The organism is Kosmotoga pacifica (assembly GCF_001027025.1).
Taxonomy (GTDB): Bacteria; Thermotogota; Thermotogae; order Petrotogales; family Kosmotogaceae; genus Kosmotoga_B; species Kosmotoga_B pacifica.
On record NZ_CP011232.1, the window covers coordinates 942,089 to 963,040 of the forward strand.

19 protein-coding genes and 1 riboswitch are annotated in these 20,952 nt (G+C 41.7%); of the genes, 5 read left to right on the top strand and 14 right to left on the bottom strand.

The window, feature by feature from the left end; translation table 11 throughout:
* Nucleotides 1-12: 12 nt before the first annotated feature.
* Nucleotides 13-1,659: an Ig-like domain-containing protein gene (locus IX53_RS04340; protein WP_053001180.1), complete on the bottom strand. Its 1,647-nt coding sequence runs from the start codon at nt 1,657-1,659 to the stop codon at nt 13-15.
* Nucleotides 1,656-2,990 (bottom strand): Ig-like domain-containing protein, encoded by a 1,335-nt coding sequence (locus tag IX53_RS04345; protein ID WP_218916084.1) that lies wholly within the window; start codon nt 2,988-2,990, stop codon nt 1,656-1,658. The genes IX53_RS04340 and IX53_RS04345 overlap by 4 nt, the downstream gene beginning before the upstream one ends.
* On the opposite strand from IX53_RS04345, the gene IX53_RS10890 reads away from it, so the two are divergent.
* Nucleotides 2,968-3,702: an Ig-like domain-containing protein gene (locus IX53_RS10890; RefSeq protein WP_156173100.1), complete on the top strand. Its 735-nt coding sequence runs from the start codon at nt 2,968-2,970 to the stop codon at nt 3,700-3,702. The genes IX53_RS04345 and IX53_RS10890 overlap by 23 nt on opposite strands.
* Here IX53_RS10890 and IX53_RS04350 read toward each other — a convergent pair.
* Together IX53_RS04350 and IX53_RS04355 are read right to left on the bottom strand one after the other, a co-directional pair.
* Nucleotides 3,588-8,234 carry a fibronectin type III domain-containing protein gene (locus IX53_RS04350; protein ID WP_047754302.1) on the bottom strand — a complete coding sequence of 1,549 codons (4,647 nt, stop codon included), beginning with the start codon at nt 8,232-8,234 and terminating at the stop codon, nt 3,588-3,590. The two genes, IX53_RS10890 and IX53_RS04350, sit on opposite strands and share 115 nt — an antisense overlap.
* A 974-nt stretch (nt 8,235-9,208) precedes the next feature.
* Nucleotides 9,209-9,472, bottom strand: a complete 264-nt coding sequence (locus IX53_RS04355; RefSeq protein WP_047754303.1) for a hypothetical protein — start codon at nt 9,470-9,472, stop codon at nt 9,209-9,211.
* 649 nt (nt 9,473-10,121) lie between these two features.
* Here IX53_RS04355 and IX53_RS04360 point away from each other — a divergent pair.
* Complete coding sequence (locus tag IX53_RS04360) at nt 10,122-10,571, top strand: ferritin family protein (RefSeq protein WP_047754304.1); 450 nt, start codon at nt 10,122-10,124, stop codon at nt 10,569-10,571.
* A 498-nt stretch (nt 10,572-11,069) separates the two neighbouring features.
* Nucleotides 11,070-11,588, top strand: a complete 519-nt coding sequence (locus IX53_RS04365; RefSeq protein ID WP_053001181.1) for an NUDIX hydrolase — start codon at nt 11,070-11,072, stop codon at nt 11,586-11,588.
* Here the strand turns inward: IX53_RS04365 and IX53_RS04370 are convergent.
* The 6 genes from IX53_RS04370 to IX53_RS04390 form a co-directional block, all read right to left on the bottom strand.
* Nucleotides 11,550-12,920, bottom strand: coding sequence for a TldD/PmbA family protein (locus tag IX53_RS04370; RefSeq protein WP_047754306.1), 1,371 nt, complete (start codon nt 12,918-12,920; stop codon nt 11,550-11,552). The genes IX53_RS04365 and IX53_RS04370 overlap by 39 nt on opposite strands.
* The gene (locus IX53_RS04375) at nt 12,917-14,302 is read right to left on the bottom strand and encodes a TldD/PmbA family protein (RefSeq protein WP_047754307.1); all 1,386 of its coding nucleotides are present in this window, start codon (nt 14,300-14,302) and stop codon (nt 12,917-12,919) included. Before IX53_RS04375 ends, IX53_RS04370 begins: the two co-directional genes overlap by 4 nt.
* A gap of 498 nt (nt 14,303-14,800) precedes the next feature.
* Nucleotides 14,801-15,631, bottom strand: a complete 831-nt coding sequence (locus tag IX53_RS04380; protein WP_047755444.1) for a PhzF family phenazine biosynthesis protein — start codon at nt 15,629-15,631, stop codon at nt 14,801-14,803.
* Nucleotides 15,606-15,743 carry a hypothetical protein gene (locus IX53_RS11040; RefSeq protein ID WP_218916085.1) on the bottom strand — a complete coding sequence of 46 codons (138 nt, stop codon included), beginning with the start codon at nt 15,741-15,743 and terminating at the stop codon, nt 15,606-15,608. Before IX53_RS11040 ends, IX53_RS04380 begins: the two co-directional genes overlap by 26 nt.
* Before the next feature lie 6 nt (nt 15,744-15,749).
* A complete protein-coding gene (locus tag IX53_RS04385) occupies nt 15,750-16,187 on the bottom strand; it encodes an HD domain-containing protein (RefSeq protein ID WP_218916086.1) in 438 nt (145 codons plus the stop codon).
* 117 nt (nt 16,188-16,304) lie between these two features.
* The gene (locus tag IX53_RS04390) at nt 16,305-16,745 is read right to left on the bottom strand and encodes a hypothetical protein (RefSeq protein ID WP_053001183.1); all 441 of its coding nucleotides are present in this window, start codon (nt 16,743-16,745) and stop codon (nt 16,305-16,307) included.
* Nucleotides 16,746-16,947: 202 nt separating this feature from the next.
* On the opposite strand from IX53_RS04390, the gene IX53_RS04395 reads away from it, so the two are divergent.
* Nucleotides 16,948-17,397 (top strand): NUDIX hydrolase, encoded by a 450-nt coding sequence (locus IX53_RS04395; protein WP_047754308.1) that lies wholly within the window; start codon nt 16,948-16,950, stop codon nt 17,395-17,397.
* Nucleotides 17,398-17,498: 101 nt separating this feature from the next.
* Here the strand turns inward: IX53_RS04395 and IX53_RS04400 are convergent, their stop codons facing one another.
* The 4 genes from IX53_RS04400 to IX53_RS10765 all read right to left on the bottom strand — a co-directional run bounded on the left by IX53_RS04400 (nt 17,499) and on the right by IX53_RS10765 (nt 19,863).
* Nucleotides 17,499-17,741, bottom strand: coding sequence for a hypothetical protein (locus tag IX53_RS04400; RefSeq protein WP_156173101.1), 243 nt, complete (start codon nt 17,739-17,741; stop codon nt 17,499-17,501).
* 96 nt (nt 17,742-17,837) lie between these two features.
* Nucleotides 17,838-18,767, bottom strand: coding sequence for a TPR end-of-group domain-containing protein (locus IX53_RS04405; RefSeq protein WP_047754310.1), 930 nt, complete (start codon nt 18,765-18,767; stop codon nt 17,838-17,840).
* Nucleotides 18,768-19,054: 287 nt separating this feature from the next.
* Complete coding sequence (locus IX53_RS04410; RefSeq protein WP_047754311.1) at nt 19,055-19,477, bottom strand: ParB N-terminal domain-containing protein; 423 nt, start codon at nt 19,475-19,477, stop codon at nt 19,055-19,057.
* Between the two features lie 41 nt (nt 19,478-19,518).
* Nucleotides 19,519-19,863, bottom strand: coding sequence for a DUF3795 domain-containing protein (locus IX53_RS10765; RefSeq protein WP_082128469.1), 345 nt, complete (start codon nt 19,861-19,863; stop codon nt 19,519-19,521).
* 344 nt (nt 19,864-20,207) lie between these two features.
* A riboswitch (purine riboswitch) is annotated at nt 20,208-20,308 on the top strand.
* 39 nt (nt 20,309-20,347) lie between these two features.
* On the opposite strand from IX53_RS10765, the gene xpt reads away from it, so the two are divergent.
* The gene (gene xpt, locus IX53_RS04420) at nt 20,348-20,950 is read left to right on the top strand and encodes a xanthine phosphoribosyltransferase (RefSeq protein ID WP_053001184.1); all 603 of its coding nucleotides are present in this window, start codon (nt 20,348-20,350) and stop codon (nt 20,948-20,950) included.
* Nucleotides 20,951-20,952: the final 2 nt, after the last annotated feature.

Genomic DNA, 20,952 nt, shown 5'->3' on the forward strand with positions numbered 1-20,952 from the left:
GCTTTACCCCCTTCACTTTATCCAGAAGATACCTTTGTCTTTTGTATCTACTGCCAGAGAATTAAGTGAAGAATCCTTTACTTCTGTCTCTTCGCCAACGAACCTTATTTCCGTTTTTCCTGCGGTGAGAGTTTTCAGTGTTATTTTCATAATGTCCTCATCTAAGATGTCAATTTCTGAACCACTGATATCTGCCACAGAGATAAGTAAACGGTTTCCTTCAAGTTGTTTTACAACCTTAAGGAATCCTTCTATCGGTCCCATAAGAGTTACAGAAACATCAGAAGTGTCGATATACTCCGGTTCGTATTCAATCACGATCTGAATACCAGCAACATTCTCCAGTCCTTTTGCGTGGATTATCACATCTTCAAGACTGTTAGCTTCAAGAACGCTGTCTCTTATTCCCAGTGAACTTTCATTAAAGGATTCTTCTTCAACACTAAAGCTCATTGTCTCTGAACTAACTGTGGATTTACCATCGGAAGCAATGACTTTCCAATAATATGTGGTACCGTGAATGAGTACCTCAGGCACATAGTTCTTGGCTGATGTTGAACTAAGTACAATAGGAGGTGTTTCAGTAAGTCCAAAGTACAGATCGTAGGTGATTGTGTCACCGTCTAGATCAATAGCGCTCCATTCGAGTGTTGTATTAGTACTGACATTTGACGCTCCATTTTCAGGACTAAATGATGTAAACTGAGGAGGTCTATTCTTATCACTTACGTTAATGTTGAAACTATCCTGTGCTTCTCCGCCTCTGCCGTCTATGGCTTTTATCGTCACCACGTGTGTACCGGCATCGTCATATCCGGGTGTGTAACTGAAGATGTTGCCATCGATAGACCCCACACCCGATACCTTCTCAAAGGTTAAACTATCACCATCTGGATCCATGGCATAGTTCAAAAGGTTTATTGTCAACGTCTGGGTTTCGCTCACACTCTGGTCAGGCACATCTATACTCGGTGCCCTGTTGACATCGTTGACCGTTATGGTGAAGCTGTCCTGTGCTTCTCCACCCTTGCCATCCGCCACCTTTATCGTTACTTCGTATGTGCCCGCGTCACTGTAGTCGGGACTGTAACTGTATACGTTACCCTCTATCCTTCCTACCCCGGATATCATGGTGAAGCTGAGCGCGTCTCCATCCGGGTCGGTAGCATATTCCTCCAGGTTGAGCTCCAGTACCTCTCCTTCATTCACAACCTGATCGCCTATCTCTATACTCGGTGCCCTGTTGACATCATTGACCGTTATGGTGAAGCTGTCCTGTGCCTCTCCACCTCTGCTGTCTATGGCTTTTATCGTCACCACGTGTGTACCGGCATCGTCATATCCGGGTGTGTAACTGAAGATGTTGCCATCGATAGACCCCACACCCGATACCTTCTCAAAGGTTAAACTATCACCATCTGGATCCATGGCATAGTTCAAAAGGTTTATTGTCAACGTCTGGGTCTCGCTCACACTCTGGTCAGGCACATCTATACTCGGGGCCCTGTTGACATCATTGACCGTTATGGTGAAGCTGTCCTGTGCTTCTCCACCCTTGCCATCCGTCACCTTTATCGTTACTTCGTATGTGCCCGCGTCACTGTAGTCGGGACTGTAACTGTATACGTTACCCTCTATCCTTCCTACCCCGGATATCATGGTGAAGCTGAGCGCGTCTCCATCCGGATCGGTAGCATATTCCTCCAGGTTGAGCTCCAGTACCTCTCCTTATTCACAACCTGATCGCCTATCTCTATACTCGGTGCCCTGTTGACATCATTGACCGTTATGGTGAAGCTGTCCTGTGCCTCTCCACCTCTGCTGTCTATGGCTTTTATCGTCACCACGTGTGTACCGGCATCGTCATATCCGGGTGTGTAACTGAAGATGTTGCCATCGATAGACCCCACACCCGATACCTTCTCAAAGGTTAAACTATCACCATCTGGATCCATGGCATAGTTCAAAAGGTTTATTGTCAACGTCTGGGTCTCGCTCACACTCTGGTCAGGCACATCTATACTCGGGGCCCTGTTGACATCATTGACCGTTATGGTGAAGCTGTCCTGTGCTTCTCCACCCTTGCCATCCGTCACCTTTATCGTTACTTCGTATGTGCCCGCGTCACTGTAGTCGGGACTGTAACTGTATACGTTACCCTCTATCCTTCCTACCCCGGATATCATGGTGAAGCTGAGCGCGTCTCCATCCGGATCGGTAGCATATTCCTCCAGGTTGAGCTCCAGTACCTCTCCCTCGTTCACAACCTGATCGCCTATCTCTACACTTGGGGCTCTATTGACATCATTCACCGTTATCACAAAAGTGTCTTCAACAGTGAATACACCATCGCTTACTGTGATCTTTACCGTATACTGTCCCGCAGATTCATAGTCAGTCGTGTAAGTGTATTCGTTATCTGTAACTTGACCAGGTCCCTCTATCTTCTCGAAGGTTATGCTGTCTCCATCAGGATCAGTCGCATATTCTAAAAGGTTAAGAACTAAAGTGCTGTTTTCAGGTATTTCCTGGTCCGGAATATCTATTATTGGAGCACGGTTTGAACCACTAACGTGTATTACGAATGTGTCTGTAACCTCTGTAGCTCCATCAGATACAGCCACTACCACTTCATGATCTCCTTCATCTTCATATCCCGCTGTATATGTGAATACACTACCGGATAGTTCACCGTCTCCTGAGACCTTTCTGAAACTAAGGGCGTCTCCATCTGGATCACTGGCGTACTCAGAAAGGTCAAAAACGAGTGTCGAACCTTCAGAAGTATGCTTGTCGGGGATTTGCAAAATAGGAGGTCTGTTTGTGTTTTCAACTGTTATTGTGAAACTGTCGGTTACTGTGTATTCTCCATCGCTTACCGCTATTATCACTTCATGTTCTCCAGCTGATTCATAGTCCGGTGTCCAGGAATAGAGCGATGGTGTATTCACTGTTGAAGATACTTTTGTGATAACAGTGAATGATGTCAACAGGGCCCCGAGTATAGAGATAGGCAATCAGGTTGTGAATGAAGGAGAGGTACTGGAGTTCAACCTGGAGGAATATGCTACCGATCCGGATGGAGACGCGCTCAGCTTCACCATGATATCCGGGGTAGGAAGGATAGAGGGTAACGTATACAGTTACAGTCCCGACTACAGTGACGCGGGCACATACGAAGTAACGATAAAGGTGGCGGATGGCAAGGGTGGAGAAGCACAGGATAGCTTCACCATAACGGTCAACGATGTCAACAGGGCACCGATAGTAGAAGAAATTACTGATCAAACAATGTACGAAGGTAAAAAAATATCTCTGCCCATCGTTGGGAACGATCCTGATGGTGACTTATTAACTTATGAATTGAAATCAGGACCAGGAATGATCATATCAAACATTTATAGTTTCAAAGCCGATTACGATGATTCTGGAACTTACTCAGTAATCATTAGAGTCAGTGATGAAAAAGGGGCATATACAGAGATAACTTTTACCCTGGTTGTACTGAATTCCAATCGCCCTCCGGAAGTAGACATTCCAAATCAAAATGCATATGAAACAGAGCCCATAAATATTCAAATACTAGATTATATAAATGATCCAGATGGTGATGAGGTTTCTGTGAGAAAAGTTTCCGGTGTTGGTGAAATAAATGGTATGGTGACTGTGATCTTTACCGTATACTGTCCCGCAGATTCATAGTCAGTCGTGTAAGTGTATTCGTTATCTGTAACTTGACCAGGTCCCTCTATCTTCTCGAAGGTTATGCTGTCTCCATCAGGATCAGTCGCATATTCTAAAAGGTTAAGAACTAAAGTGCTGTTTTCAGGTATTTCCTGGTCCGGAATATCTATTATTGGAGCACGGTTTGAACCACTAACGTGTATTACGAATGTGTCTGTAACCTCTGTAGCTCCATCAGATACAGCCACTACCACTTCATGATCTCCTTCATCTTCATATCCCGCTGTATATGTGAATACACTACCGGATAGTTCACCGTCTCCTGAGACCTTTCTGAAACTAAGGGCGTCTCCATCTGGATCACTGGCGTACTCAGAAAGGTCAAAAACGAGTGTCGAACCTTCAGAAGTATGCTTGTCGGGGATTTGCAAAATAGGAGGTCTGTTTGTGTTTTCAACTGTTATTGTGAAACTGTCGGTTACTGTGTATTCTCCATCGCTTACCGCTATTATCACTTCATGTTCTCCAGCTGATTCATAGTCCGGTGTCCAGGAATATTGAACGGTATTGCCATTCAATTTGGTAATTGTACCCGGTCCCGTCAGAGTAAATAACAATGTGTCATCAATATCTGGATCAACAGCACTTATTTCAAGTTCAAGTAAGCTTCCTTCTGATATATGTTGGTCATGGATATCATCAACTATGGGTTTCCTGTTAACGTTTTTCACGATAACACTCAAGTTTGTAAATGTTTCCATTCCATCATTATCAATAGCTTTTAGCTTTACGATATATGAACCAGCAGAAAGATAATCAGGAGAATAGGTGAAGATTCCATCCAAAACATCACCGATTCCATCAACTTTTTCGATAGATGTTATAAATCCGTCTGGATCAGATACATACTCTGTCAAAGAGATTTCTAACTTCTCTCCTTCATCTAGACTTTGAACAGGTATCAGTTTCCAGACTGGACCTATTCCTTTTACACTAAATGAGCTTATTTTACTTGCACTAATTCCATCATGTGAGTCTCGGGCAATTACTTTCCAGTAGTATATTCCAGTGCTCAATCCTACAGGAACAAATGAAGTTTCGGTTCCGGAGACAATTTCGTAAAGATTATCGGGACTTCTGCCTAGATAAAGTACGTACTCCACATCATCTCTGTCAGGGTCAACAGAATTAGACCATTGTAGGTACAAATCATCTTTTAACACTTCTGTACCCATAGCAGGATACAGAATTTCTGGAGAAGACGGTGGAAGATTTGGAGTAAACACACTTACATAATCAGACCAACCGCTGGTTCCAAAGGAATTGAATGATCTAATTCTGTATAAATATGTATGGTTTCCTAATACATTGATGTCAAGATAGTAAGTTGTCTCTTTGTCAACACGAATAAAGCAGTAAGAGTCTTCGTACTTCTTTTCAATTTCGTATCCGTCTATATCGCCTGAGCTTTCCCATTCGATTTCTATTCCTTCAAAATTGGAATTGTATATCGCTTTAAGTCCGGTTGGAGTTGCTGGAACTGGCGGTGCAGGAGTTGTAACAGTGATTGAGACCAAATCTGATTCACCATAGTCCTCGTTGTAAGCACTAATGTAGTAAGTATACTGGGTCTCTGCTTTCACGCTGGTATCAGTGAATTTAATGGAGCTGTTTCCGTAATTTATCATTATCGGTGTTTCTACTGAGTCTCTGTATATCTTGTAAGCTTGTGCTCCTTCAACGGTGTTCCAGGATAGTTCTACATGATCGAAGGCAATTTCCTCTGAAATCAGGTTACTGGGCGCAGCGAGCTCTGGCAATTCAAGAGTTGTAGCAACAATTGTTTCCGACAGTTCACTTTCTCCTGCGTCATTAAATGCCGAGATTTTAAATAAGTAAGAATTTCCCGGAAGCAAACCTTCTATTCTCAAAGAAGTATTAATGGTCTGACTTTTCAAAGTCCAGTTTATGGAATCCATTGACATATAAACCTTGTAACCCTTAGCATATAAAGACGGCAACCATAAAAGCTTTATAGAATCTATTTGAGGTTCAAAAGTGACATTAGTTGGAGGAGAAGGTTTGTCAACGGGAATAATTACGTCTGTAGCATCGCTCGAACCATATCCTAAGTGATCAAATGCGACAACAGCATAACTGATCTTCTTTCCAGGCGTTGTGACTAAATTCTCATCTACATATTTGTAACTGTTTGCTCCTAAATTGCTTGCGATTTCTTCTCCATTTCTATAGACTTTGTAACCATCGTTAGTAGTGGATATATCCGACCAGTAAAGTGTTATATTATAGTTTCCTTCATAGTTTTTCTCAATTTCTGCTAGCTTAATCTTCGGAGCCACCGGAGGAAAATGTTCCTTTGTTTTTACTGTTAGAACATTGCTTTCAGCATATGCGCCCCCCGTGTCAAAGGTCAGAAGCCTGAATGAATATTCCGTATCAGGATCGAGATTTTGGATGGTGTAACTAGTTACTGCTCTTGATGTAATTTCTGTTGAACTCCCACCATATGTGATTACATATTTAGCAAAGTCTTCCGCTTCTGACTCTTCCCAGGATAAGCATACAGATCTGGAAGTTACTGGGTTGTCGATCGAAGAAAGAAATAGCACAGAAGCTTGAGGTGGTGCGTTTAATGTTTTCACACTTGAAATGAGACTCTTGCTTGAAAGGCCCTGGTCGTTATAAGTAACTACCATCACTTTGTACTCTGTGTTGTCTCGTAGATCCGGGAATATAAAGTCATCTATTGTTGCTTCGGAAGTCTCTGGTTCATTTATTTCAAGCACAAAATCATTTTCGTCAAAAACACCAGATTTGTTAATGTATACTCTATACTTTTCAAAGTTTGAAGACGGTTCTTCTGTCCAGTCAATGTATATATAATCTGTACCTGTTGTAAGATTAAGTATTTCAGGCATGTCCGGAGGGGAAACAGTTTGGGATACTGAGAAGTTACCAAGGTCAAATTTTCGCTCAATTTTTCCAAAGGGTGTTGAAATTTCTACAATTAGTTTTAAAGTGTATGTTTTTCCCTCTTCAAGAAAATCTAAAATATGATAACCATTTACTTCTGAGAAGAAGTTGTCGATATCTGCATCTGAATTGAGCGAATTGAATACATTTTCATCGATTAGTTCACATGTATCAGCATTGATGAAAAATTCATAGCCAGTATTTCCCGGAGCACTGGGTGAAGAATCCAGCCGAACTTCAACGTCTCTAAAATTTTCAGAGAACTTAGGATCTATTCCTTCGGGTGCTACATAGACTTTTTGCACAATTTTGCGAGTAACAATATTTGAAGATTCATATACCTCAAAAACGTAATTTCCTATCAGAATACCACCAAAGTAATTGTCAATTATTTCTCTGGAAAACACATCCATGTTTAAACTGACGTTTGCTATGATAGAATCTATTACTTTCACAGCCGCAAAAACCGGTGATTCTTCCGAAGACTGCTTGAGGGAAATTGGAATGTCAATATCTGGAATTGCCGCATAAATACCAGATTCATCAATCTCACCAGTGACTGTAATTAAATCAGGATCAAAGGAAGATTTTTTTACAGTGGACCAAATACCATCCTGGTACCTTTTCAATTGGAAAGTTAGTAACCCTTCGTCTGTAAGTTCTGTAACAGCTTCTCGGAAGGAAGGGATATTGTTCTGAATGAGGTTACTATTACAAAGTAAAGCAACCCCCTTCTCGTTTTTTGCTAGTTTTATGGTCACAACTAATGGTTTAACGATTTTATTTGTAACAGGGTTGATTCCTATTTCAAAGACCTTTCCGTTTCTAATGCCATAATCTGAGTCCACGCCTGAAATGCGAATACTCCCGTCTTCTGTCAATGAATCCGGTAGCAATCCAACTACTATCTCGCCATTCGGGTCTTCGAAGGTTTTTCCTTCTTCCTTAACGATTTTTTCAGTAACATCGATTTTCTTGAGAGTAAGCTTTATATTGTCGTTAGGTTCATTAGCCTTGATTTGGAACTCAGTTTTCTCGTAACTACTGTGGTTAACACTTATTTTGATTAAATCAGCACTCTTTTTCACATAAAAAGAAAAAGCACCAGAGCCATCGCTTAAATAAAGTTTATCTGCAAATTGTATTGTCGCTCCTGGAATTTTCTTTGTGATATCATTTATATCCAGTACATTACCACCTATATGAACCCAGACATTGGAATCTGATGAGGATATTTGAGCTGGCGAAGATTCGTCACCCTTTTTATCAACAGCAACGACCTTATATAAAACATCATCCCTCTCTGAAAGAAGTCCATAATCTTCAAAATACGTTTCAACAGTTTCTCCTATCTTGATGTCATCTTTGTAAACCTTATAATAAGCTACTCGGCCATTGTCAGGCATTTCCCAAAGGAGAACATTCTTGTTGGTCTCGAGGTAAAGCTTGAGGTTTTTCGGAGGCGTTATTTTCACTGAATTAGGAATACAACTTACCAAAAAAACAAGGATAATCAGGAGCAGTAGCACCAGAAGATAGAACCTCTTGTTAGACATAAATTATCCCCCCCTCAATACTCTGGATGGCAAATTCGATTGCATGAGCCTTATGTTTCTGTTTTTTCCGAATTAAATAACTCTAGAAGTGTATTTGTATCCATCTTTTGATATCTGAATTGATCTTAACTTCTCAAGTTATGCACTTTGAGTTAACAAAGAACTCGAAAGCATCTGGTCAAACGAAATAACAGGCTTTAATCGTTTTCTTACCAATCCAAAGATAGTAATTAAACCTGAATTCTCCTAAGAAACCTCTAAACCCTACCTGGTCTTTGACAGAACGATAGAATCTCGCTATCATCCACACAGTAAAGGTGAGTTGCACCAATTCAACATGCCTTTCTATGTTTCTGGCCGAAAACGCTTGAGCTTTTAATCCGAAATTCTGCTTGATTTCCTTGAAACAGGTCTCGATATAGCTTTTTGTTGAATAGTGATCGAGTAAGACAATACTATGGTGGAAATAGAATCGTATTGAGAAATCTTGAGACAGAAGATTGAGTGCAGTTACATAACTTAGCAAGTCTTCTGGTGTTCTTGTAGTTTGCTATGAACAAGGCGGAGGAATAACTGAGAACGAATCTCTCCTGCTCTTTGTGGTTAAAGTGAACATTTTTAATAGCATTTGGGAGAATCTGTGAGCTATTCGTGGTGGGCGTGGAATCATCTTTTCATATGGTTTGGGCACCACGAAGCTACGATGATTCCATGCCTTTTTCAATGACCAATTTTTTCTTTTCTCATTCTGTTAATTCGAAGAGCACAGGTTGAATCAAATAAGACCTAAAAATGATTTTACACTAATTCGCCATCTAATTTCAAACTTATATTAATGTTACTCGGGTATTTTTGGCTGTTCAGTGTCTTATGGTGAATTTTTGAAGTAATCATCATAATAAATATGTTATTTCCAACAGCGCTTTAAAAAAGGTAACATTTATTCGGTACAAAATTATTAACTTTAAGAATGATCACGCAAAATTTTTCAAGAAGCGGCATAAAATATATAAAACAAAAAAGCCCCTGGGGCTCTTTTCAGAAATCACTATTTTATTATTGATGATTCTGTCATAAAACTTACCATCTTTGAGAGTGTCCTCGACAATGATTTGTATTTCTTTGGCTTTGCGAGCTTCGTTTATTCCCTTGTCTATTCTTTTTTGAAGTTCGAGCAGTTCATCCAGCCTTTTCACCTTGATTTCATGGGGCACATCATCTTTGAAATACTTATCCAAGACCGTTTCTTCACGAGGAGAATACATCGGGGGATAGTAGAGTCAAGAAATGGCGTCTTGGGTTTAGACAATGCCTATCTGCTTTTCCTTGTTTCCTTCAGGTGGGTTTTTCGTATGTGCGATTTTTCCGTATAAAGTTTTTTACTCTGCGTCAAGGGTTATGCGACCTATCGGTCTTATAGGTGGTAGGTTATGGGTTGTACGTGACAATCGAGAACCGAGATTTGAAAGTCTAAGTGAGTCGCTTTGTGGCGGAAGTGCTGGACTTGGTCCAGAAAGCTTATGATACTTGCGAGGATAATACAAACCCGAGAGTCCGAGACTATAGAAAATCGGGTTTAGGATCTAGGGTAAGACCGGCTGCGCTGGGGTGCGCACTCATTTGAAGTTGATGCGACTGATTTCACTGGTAAGACGCGCCTTCAGTGGAATATGTCTTTAATTAAAGAATAACGGTGGGCGGTCAACGGCATTAGCTGTTCCCAGCATCCGATGCGTCAGCATCGCCCAGTGTCATTCATGTAGCGAATCCAAGCCTTATTGCTTACCATCGACTAGAAACTAAGGTCTGTTTAGGTTTTGATTGTGAAGAGTTTAGTTTGTATAATAAGAATAATTGTAATCCAGGCTAAATGAGGGGGATTAAAAAATGGGGATCACAAAATTACTAGAAATAGCAATTGGAATCGAGAAAAAAGGTTATTCCTACTATACTAAGCTTGCGAATAGATCATCTGGTTATAATAAAGTTTTATTCAAACGCCTTGCCGAAAAGGAAAAAGAGCATATGAAATGTTTCCATGATTTGATAAAAGAATACAAAGATGAGTCGGGAAGTTCTGCGGCTTATGAGATTGAAGACGTTGATCTTTTAAAAAGTCTTGCCGAAATTTCTGTATTTCCTCTTGAAAATGCCGAAAAGCTTTCAGATGACTTAGGAAAAGCAATAAAAATTGTAGTCCAAATTGAAGAAGGCAGCATTGAATTCTACTGGAGACTAATTGAATACATACCGAAAAAGAACCTCCTAGAAAGGATAATTAAAGAAGAAGAGAAGCACCTAAAAGAACTTTTAGAAGTTTTTCATGATTATGTGTAAAGTCTAACCTTTATCAATAACTCCGACGTGATGCCGTTGAGATAACACATTTTAACGTGAAAACAGAACACGATGGAATATATCATTTTGCTAATATACTCTTCCAAAGATATGCGGTGTAAATAACAAGCAATATCACTTCAATAAACTTTCCTAAAAAACAGTTGTCGGTTGTTGGTTGTACGTGAAATTCGAGAGTCGTTTACCGTTGTCCGTCTTCCGTTATCCGATAAAAGCCTCAGCATCTGCAAGCATCGCTCCATTAGCTGACGGCCTCACAAGCGTCCTGTTTTTCTCGGTTCTTGGATTTCTGTTTTTTCCATACCCTAGACCCTATACCCCAAACCCGTTCTTTCTAAGAAGAAGTTCTTATCGGATGACGGTAAACGGTGAACAACAAACGACTCACAATACTCGTAAGCCTCCTTTTCTTTATATCAAATATCAACTCTTTTCGTGTTAGACTTTTCAACAAAGTGAATCACTGGAGGAGATGCGTTGAGAAAAGCGGCTGTAATCGTTCCGGTCATTACCATCGAAGGTGAGCCGTATTTGATCCTAACGAGGCGCTCCAGAAAGCTGAAGAGCCATCCTGGTCAGATCAGTTTTCCCGGAGGCATTCGAGACAATGGAGAAGAATTATGGGAAACGGCACTGAGGGAGATAGAAGAGGAAATCGGAGTGGACCGTGATAGCGTGTTGTTTGTACACTGCCTGGAAATGACAGAAACACTCGTATCAAGAATCGAAGTCCATCCCTTTCTCGCCCTCCTTTCCAGGAGAGTTTTCAGACTCAACAAAGAGGAAGTGGAAGAACTCATCTTCGTGGAACTTTCACTGTTTCAACGAACGAAAGAGGAGGTCATAAGGCTCCCCTCAGGAGAAGAGACCATAAAATACAGACTCCCCGGACTCGTGGTCTGGGGAGCCACTGCGAGAATCATAGCGGGTTCAATCGATGAGATACTTCGAAAACTGTCAGAGTCCGGCCACATCAACCCCTTCGACGAGGACTGACGGAAGAAATGCATATGAGGAGAAGCCCGCCATACCTGGCATAGAAAACTTTGCATCGTTGCCTGTTTCAACAATATTTTTCAAAACGTTGAGAATGTTGCCAGACACCGTTATCTCTTCAACACCTCCAACAATTCTTCCCTTTTCTACCAGAAAACCCCGGGCACCAAGGGAAAAATCGCCGGAAATCGGATTGGCCCCAGAATGCAACCCATCAAGTTCGATGATCACAAGGCCTCTTTCAATGGTCTTTACCATGTCTTCAAATGAGACTCCTTCATTTTCCAGTACAAGGTTGAAATGAGAAATACTTGTAGGAACCCTATAGTTTCCGAGTTTCAATGCGTTACCCGTTGATTCACGGTTGTCGATTCTGGCGGTTTTCAAATCGTACAGATAAGTTTTTAATTCTCCCTTCTCAATTATCGCTTTTCTCCTTGTCGGCACGCCCTGATCATCAAAGGTCCTGCTGACAGGACTCATCTCCAAAAATGGGTCGTCGATCAGGGTGAGTTTTTCGGAAGCGATCTTTTCCCCAAGTCGACCCTTTAAGAGTGAAAAGCCCTTTTGCACCGATTTAGCCGAGAACATCGGACTGAAAGTCGATAGAAGCGAACCAAAGGCATCGTTCCTAAAAATAACGGCATACTTGCCACTCTTCACGGGTTTGGCAGTAAAAAGCAGTTCCATATCACGAGAAATTCTAGTGGTAATATCTGAAAGCCCAAGGTCTTGTGGCTTTTTTCCCACCTTGAAATAAAACACGCTCTTTGGTGAGTCGTTCCTTTTGCCCAATGCCATAGCAAAGATATGTCCGCCATCTGACTTGGAATACACTTCCATTCCAGAAGAATTGGCTATGTAGATCTCCGAAGTCTTGTGACTAAATCCATTGTAGGGGACCATAAAGATCTCAGGGCGCGAAGCAAGAACGGACTTCTCTAGCTCCATTGCTATTTCGATTTTTTCACGTGCCGTCAATCTATCGAATTCTCCGAGATAAAGAGTGTTGAAACTGGCGTACTCTCCTGAACCATCATAAAGGAAATCCTGTTCTTCAGACTCTATCACTGTCACATTTTCCAGTGCTTCATCAACAAGTAGCTTCACTGCCTGTTCATTGAGTGTCTCAGAGAAGGAATACCCTACCTTTCCGTCTTTGAGAACTTTAAAGCTCACTCCCACAGTCGTAGCATCTTTGTACTTCTCGATTTCACCCTTTTGAATGCTGACATCAAACTCGCGAGTTTTCTTTATGTAGATTTCAAAGTCGTTGGCCTTTTTAGCAGCAGCGTACTCAAAAACCATTTCCCTGAATTTTTCGAATGTCATCTATTTCGCCCCCCAACAGTCAATTCGGAGACTCTAATGGTTGGCTGCCCTACATCGGCGGGAATTGAACCCGAGACTGAACCACACATTCCCTGACCACGTTCCAGGTCATTTCCAACCATGTCAATCTTCAGGAGTATTTCCGATCCTTTTCCGATGAGCGTTGCACCCCTTACAGGTTTTGTGATCCTTCCCTTTTCAATGAGGTATCCTTCCCTCACTGAAAAATTGAATTCTCCCGTTCCGGTGTTCACTGAGCCCCCACCCAGGGACTTCGCGTAAAGCCCATATTCTGTATTCGCGATGATCTCTTCAGGGTAGTAAGGGCCCGGGAGTATAAAGGTATTGCTCATTCTCGATGTGGGAGCATAGCGATAATCCTGCCTTCTGGCGCTTCCGGTACTTTCCATGCCCATCTTAATGCCGTTGAACCTGTCTATAAGATAACTTTTCAGGATCCCGTTTTCTATGAGCACGTTTCTCTTAGTAGGTGTCCCCTCGTCATCGATATTCGCAGATCCCCAGGCGTTTGGTATTGTAGCGTCATCAACTGCGGAAACGCAGTCGGCCGCTATTTTTTGACCGAGCTTACCCGTAAATACCGAAGATCCTTTGGCCACGGACGTCGCTTCAAGGGCGTGGCCACAGGCCTCATGAAAGATCACGCCACCGAATTCGTTTGCAATGATCACCGGCATTCTGCCGGCGGGAGCATATTCCGCCTCAACCATTCGGGCCGCAATGCGCCCTGCCTTTTGTCCTGCCTCAAAGACATCAAAGGTGTTGAAAAACTCAAAGCCCATAGCCGCACCGGGACCGTAAAAGCCCGTCTCCTTTTCATTGTGTTTCGAAGCCACGGCGTTGATCATCAGTCTTGTTCTGAGTCTCCTATCTGAAACCTTGAGGCCTTCAGAGTTGATAATCGTGACCCTCTGATCGTAATCCCAGTAGTCCACAAGTACTTGAGTTATGAGTTTGGAAACGCTTTTTGCACCATTGAAAGCCATTTTCATTACCCTGACTTTGTCTGTCTTCGATACAGAGAATGGTTCAAGGATGAAGAGATGCCGGTTCTCAATAGATTGGTCGCGAAAATCGAGGGGAGATGGTTCACCATTTCCCTGAATGACTTCTCCCAGGTTTACAGCAACCTGCCTTAACACCTCTTTTGAAGGATCATTGGTGAAAGCGTATAAAGAGCGATTTTTAGAAAAGGCTCTGATACCTACGCCAAAACTTTTCCCCGAAAGAGCTCTTTCCAGCTGTCCATTAACAAGAGAAAAGTTGCTGGAATCCCGCTCTTCAATGAAAAGCTCTACGAATTCGGCCCCGCGTCTCAGCAAGACTTCAATAATTTCACTTGCTGTCCTGTCATCGATCATAAAAACCCTCCTAAAACTGATTAGTTAGTATTCCTTACCTTTTATTTTATCTCAAAGAAATGTTACAAATCAAACGTAGAAAAAATGGGGACGCGGAACAGGGGACAGACACTATTTTTACCCCAAGACCAGAGAATCGAAACTCGATGTTAGAGATTGGAGAGAATAGAGAAAGAAAAAGGGGGCTTGCATATGTGATATGCGTTGCTCCGCAACGGATGGCTAACTTCCAGTCAGGATATGCAATCCTCAGAACGGATCGGAGTTGCACTTTCAACGGAAAGAACCTTGTTATAAACCGGCTCATTGAGCCGCACATCCGTGCTAAAAGCACGCAATCCACACCGAAGGTGTGTATTCCCGACGAAGTCAGTATATCGCGCGTCCTTTGCGTTCTCCCGCCTTCTCGTTCTCTCGGTTTTTTCTCGGACAACCTCCCCCCACAACCTACAACGATAATGAGCACGCTGGCATATGGATAAACTTGGAACCCCCGGTTTAAGCGAAGTCATTAAATAGTATGCCTTTCATAACCGTCACCGCTTTCCCGATGATGTGAACTCTGTTATTTTCAGCAATCTCAAGAAAGAGTTCTCCACCACGTTCAGAGGCCTGATAGGCTTTTATTTTCTTTTTTCCGAGTCGTTCCATCCAGAAAGGAGCCAGAACAGTGTGTGCTGATCCAGTTACAGGGTCCTCATCTATACCTACCCAGGGTGCAAAGTATCTTGACACGATATCGTACTCACCATTACCTCTGGCAGTTGTTATAAGCCCTCTTATCTCATAATCAGATTTCAATGAAAGAAGCCTTTTGAAGTCCGGTTTTAGTTTCCTGATAATAGAAACTTGTTCAAATTCAACAAGAAGTTTTGCGGTCTTTCGACCATAAAAGGTCCTCATATTCCCTGAATATCCAAGGGCCTCTCCCAATCCTTCAGGAATCGGTACCGGGATTGGTTTATCCTGTGGGAAATTCAACCTTACGCCATCTGAAACGAGCTCCGCTTCGTGGATACCACTGAGCGTTTTAAAATGGATCTTTCCATGGTAGTTATACTCAGAAAACAGTACCCAGGCTGTAGCAAGAGTAGCATGACCGCACAAAGGAACCTCTACCCGGGGGGTAAACCATCTGAGTTCAAAAATACCAGAGTCCATTGCTTCTTTAGAGGTAATCACAAATGCCGTTTCCGAGAGGTTCATTTCCCTGGCTATAGCAAGGTAATTTCTTGAAGAAAGAGGTTTTTCCAGAATGCACACAGCAGCTGGATTTCCAGAATAAACTTTTCTGGTAAAAGCATCAACTTGAAAAATCTCTGTTTTCATCATGGTATATCACCTCATCAAGAAAGAAAAAGGTATTCTCAACTATCCCTGGAAGTAAAGCGTAAATGGAACTTCCTATGATTTCTTCGAAGTAGTCTTTTATTTCGTACAAGGCCTTTCATTTTGGCACGGTATATTCATTAACGTCGTATCTCATGGCAACATCTATACAGCGTTTCTCAATGATACAAAAACCTTCTGGCAATGCCAGGGAATCACACAGTTGGATTAATTTATCGTAGTCATCAAATTTGACCTCGCTTATGTATTTTTCGACGAACAAAAATTCTTCTCGGGTGCAGTCCCACTCACCAAAAACAGCGTTAATGTTTTTAAGGGGAAAGGAATGGGTCATGGAGATCTTTGCTACCTGCTCATAACTGAGATTAATAGCATAGTTGTAGCCATCTATTATATGCCTCATATGGTGTACACCTTCACGTCTGCCAATATCGTGCAGTAACCCAAGGACGTAAGCTTTTTCGGGATCTAAAGTTCCAGTAGCTTTTGCGATTTTTTTGCCGCAAGAGCCGTGTATCTGGAGTGACTTACCCATTTCCCGGGATTCAGCCTCGCAGCTTCGAGGATTAATTCCTCTGACTTATCTCTTGTGGGTAATCCTTTCACGAAAACACTTCCTCTATTGTTTTTTGATTATCCTTAGCCTTTGAATTCAAAACTCAAAATACGCCGTCAATGTAGGAATAGGCCTTAACTTGACTTTGACAAAGAACTCTCCAGGGAGATTTATTGGCAATCCAAACTCTCCACCAAGAAAGAGAGAACCAACACCCAGAGTCATTCCAAAATTAGCACCGATTTTTCCAAGAAGCAGGCATTTTTTCTCTTCCAGTTGAATAAATCCTTCAAAACCTGTATGTACCCGGAAGGATCCGAAATCCTTAGATATGAAAACCCCGGGTACAAGCAGTGCTATTCCGGAATCGTCAAAAATGAATCCATTTTTTAATTGAATATCAAATTCCCCGGTGTTTATGCTTACAATAAAGAAAGGCTCAATATGTCCATGCAGTCTTATTCCAACACTTATCCCAAGCGCATATAGATAGGAAAAAACAAACAAGACTGCTACCAGCATTAATTTCAATCTCATCGTAATCTTCCCCCCCCTTTTCAACAAATCTATTCTAACCTTTATTTTGTACAAGACCAAACTGTTCCCATTCTACTTGTTCTTTCCCGGTCTCGTAATTATTAGCTATTGCGCTGATTTTGTTATAATGTGCAATAGCAGATTATTTGTGTTTTTACTTAAACGATGAAATGACATTTTAGGATGGGAAGTTTTTGAGAATATGAACAGTAAGTATATCGTGAACGTCGAGGCAGCGATTTATAAAGAGGATAAATGGCTTTTAGTCAAAAGAAGCAAAAAGGAAGAGCACGCTCCGGGCGCTATCTCATTGGTTGGTGGAAAGGTAGAGGTCAATGAAGCTTTGCCCAACATATTGGAAGAAACCCTGAAGCGAGAGATTATGGAGGAAGTTGGGATTGAGGTTTACGACGATATCCAATATGTTGAGAGCAAATCTTTTTTTACGGACAAAGGCGAACCTGTTGTCGATATTGTGTTCCTTTGCAGGTATAAAAGCGGAAAACCGCATTGTGTGAATAAGGATGAAGTTGCCGAAGTATTCTGGTTGGCGGCTCAGGAGATTCTTGAAGATGTTAACACTCCCATATGGGTAAAACAAAGTTTGAGAATCGCTGAAAAAATGAGGTTGAACCTAAATGAAATGTGGTAAACAACTTTGTTGTGGAAAAAGCTTCCCTTTATGGGGGGCTTTCGTGATTTTATCGCATTATTGAATTGCTTCATCGCTGTCAATTCGACGGCCTTATAGCTTCAGCTTTCCAATGCAATCCTTCGTCTGATTTCTGAGATAACGGATGCAACGACTATTATGCTTCCCATTACAATAGAAGAAATGTAATTCCTGGCCATAATGAGCAAAATCGTGCTAAACAGGTTCAAAGCAGCACCGGCAATGATCGATTTTCCCCTTCCGAATCTATCGGAAAATATCCCTGCTATACCCATTTTGTAAAGACTTAAGGCTGTTGTAGACCACCCAGAACCACCCGACAAACAGCATAATAATGAATCCTATTAACCATGCAAGCGGCATTCAATCAACTCTATAAAGTTTTATCGGCCTTTTCTAAAATATTCAATGGTGATCCCTTATTCATCCAATATGTTCAACAAGACTTCGTTGAAATCTTCAGGGAAAGTATGTCCCATATCTGGATAGATATTCATCATGCAGGAAATGTTATTTTCTGTAAGCAATTCTTTCACTGTTTTTGCCCTTTTTAGAAGCATATCTTTTCCTCCGGCAATTATATATATTTTGAAACTGTTCTTGTTGTTTTTTATCAGCTCCTCAATGTAATCCACATCTCTGAATGCGGGTACTACAAGCACCAGTTTTTCTGGCTTGAGTTCTCCTTCAAGGGCGAGTTCAAGTGCGAGATCGGCTCCTTGAGAAGCTCCGCCGAGTATCAGCTGGCTGACCATAGAAGAATGGATACTTAAATACTCTTGAACCTGCTCCTTCACTTCTTTTTTAGCAATTTTGACGTTGTCCCAGCAAAATAGTCCCGTCCCAACCTGTTGTGAGGACTGAAGCGCAAGAAGTCTTGCCTTTCCATTTTCGACTGCATCTTTCCAGAAAATAGAGAATTCTTCCGCGTTTCCCATTCTCCAGTGAAGAGCAACTATCAGGGGGAGCTTATCAGAAACACCCGATGGACTGAGTTCTACCTTTAAAGGTGCTGACAGCTTTGCAGCATCGGCCTGGCGCTGCTTGAAAACATTTAGAATTTCAATATATTCTGGTTCTTCTTTTATATTCTCAAGATCTCTGTCCCGCTGAATTATCTCGGGTGATAACCAGTACCCCATGTCCCTGAGTTCTTTCAAGGCTTTTATCGCCATGTCTTTTTCATTCCTGAGCGAATGGATACACGCTTTCCAGTATTTCGCCCTGTACGCCATGTCTGGACATGCGATCTCGATTTCATCGATCAGCTTTAGAGCTTCGGCTATTTTCCCCGCTAGATAGAGATCAAAAAACTCATTCTGGTAATCATGGAAAGATTTCTTTTTCATGCCTATTCCTCCATTCAAAAATGTCCCCGGTAGCAGAATATAATCTCTCGTACTCTCAAAAGAGAAAGCAAAACAGAAAATCTATCCAACAATGGGATCATCGATAATCATTCCATCATGGAACCAATCCAGACGTCTATCCTACCACAATTGCCCGTCGTCATTTCTTTGAGATAACTGCAATCTAGCGGATACTCTGTTCTTGGACATTTTGGATGTCTGCTTTTTTGGCCTATTTATGACTATTTCATGCTAAACCACGAACTTTTCAAGCCTTTCCCAGAAATTCATGCATTATCTCTCTCATTCGTTTTTCTCTCATTTTCAAGTTTCTCTTGCATCTTTTTGCATCTTTCGTACCACAAAATCTCATAGTCGCTGTGTGGGACAATCCTATCTTTTAGATCAAAGATACTCCTGATTCCTTCATCGAGACACCAATCAACACAGATTTCATAGGCTTGCAGATCGAGATCATCTTCGTCCCAGTACACGAGCACTTCTTTCAACCCGTTAAGATATGCAGCCATAGCACGCGTATGACCGTCTGTATAGATTATACGGCCTTTCAGCCTTATAACAGGAATTGGCGGGAGAGCTTCAAATCCCTCCATTGCGATGACATTTAATACACTTTTTAGTTTTTTCCGACTTATGTATAACTGGCTTGGTTGAATTTCATCAAGGAGAAGAAGAAATGTCCGCTCCAATTTCCAATCCCCCCAAACAACGATTAATAGTCAGAAAATTTTTATTGTTGACCAGGAAAGTGTTCTCTGTGAACTTGATCGAGAAAGGCCATTTCGTCGGAAAAATCTTTCAGGAATTCACTGATCCTAGAACAAGGGTAAGAATCACATTCACCGCAGTTGTTCAATCTCCTTTCTTTGCAGCACTTAACGAAGGGACAATCTATGCACATCTTCCATGCTCGACCGGATTTACAGCCGCGGCAGACTAAATCTTCCGATTCGACTTCCAGGTGAAATTCTTTACGCCATTTCGCAGCAGTTTCTTCACGAAGTTTCTCATCGTTGTTGATCGTAGCAATATATACAGAACATCTAAAACAATCGATGCCACAATATGCTCTCATACATCCCTATTCCCCTTTCAAATATTGGTAAACAATAAAAGTGTACCAAAAAAGCAGTACAAGCAACGTGCCTGTAGAAGATCTCTTTTACCTTGATAAATTGGAACCCTTAAAATAAAACGGTCTGTTGTTAATATTTTTCATTAAATGATGCATCATTCGGGAAAGCTCCCGTTTTTTTGCTTTTTCAGTCTCCGGCTTATCCGCTCCAGTAGTTACTGTCCTTAGGATTCTGTGGAAAGGTAAATTCAAACAGTTGCGGGAAACTTTTGGGAAAGTTTTTGGCAGGGAAAATGCGTGTAACTTCTGTTGATTTATGGAATTTGGTATGGTAGCATCTAACCAAATAAATAACTTTCCCGGCTCATATAATCACAGGGATATGGCCTGTGAGTTTCTACCGGCAACCGTAAATTGCCTGGCTATGAGCACCGGTGTTTATTTCCCGGCTCATAGCAGCCGGGAATATTATTTGGAGGTAATCATGATAAGAGAAGTGAGTGCGGTAGAAAGATGCTCTCAGCTGCTAAGAAGGCTTATTGAAGAAGAAGGAACAGTTCTTGAGGGAGGCATTCTGAAGGTGGATTCCTTCCTAAACCACCAGATAAACCCGGTATTGATGCGAAGTATAGGTGAGGCCATTGGCGAGTATTTCGCGCAGGTTAATCTGACGAAGATAGTCACCGTCGAAAGTTCTGGAATAGCGCCGGCATTGGCTACGAGTTTACAACTTGGTGTTCCTACGGTTTTCATCAGGAAAAAACGACCGATCACAATGAGCAATTACATCAAAGGGGAAGCTCCTTCGCACACAAAAGGCGGGATCACTGAATTGTTTCTTTCTAAAGAAATGGTTGATTCTAGAGACAGGGTACTGATTGTCGATGATTTTTTGGCGAGTGGTAGGACCATTGAAGCAGTCGCTGATATGGTTATAAAAACCGGTGCTGAATTGAAGGGTATAGTTGGAGTCATCGAAAAAACTTTCGAAGGCGGTAGGAAACTGCTGAAAACCTTCGATGTTCCAATTGTAAGCCTACTAAAAATACGTTCTCTCGATGGTAGAATTGAATTTGATGTAAAGTAGAA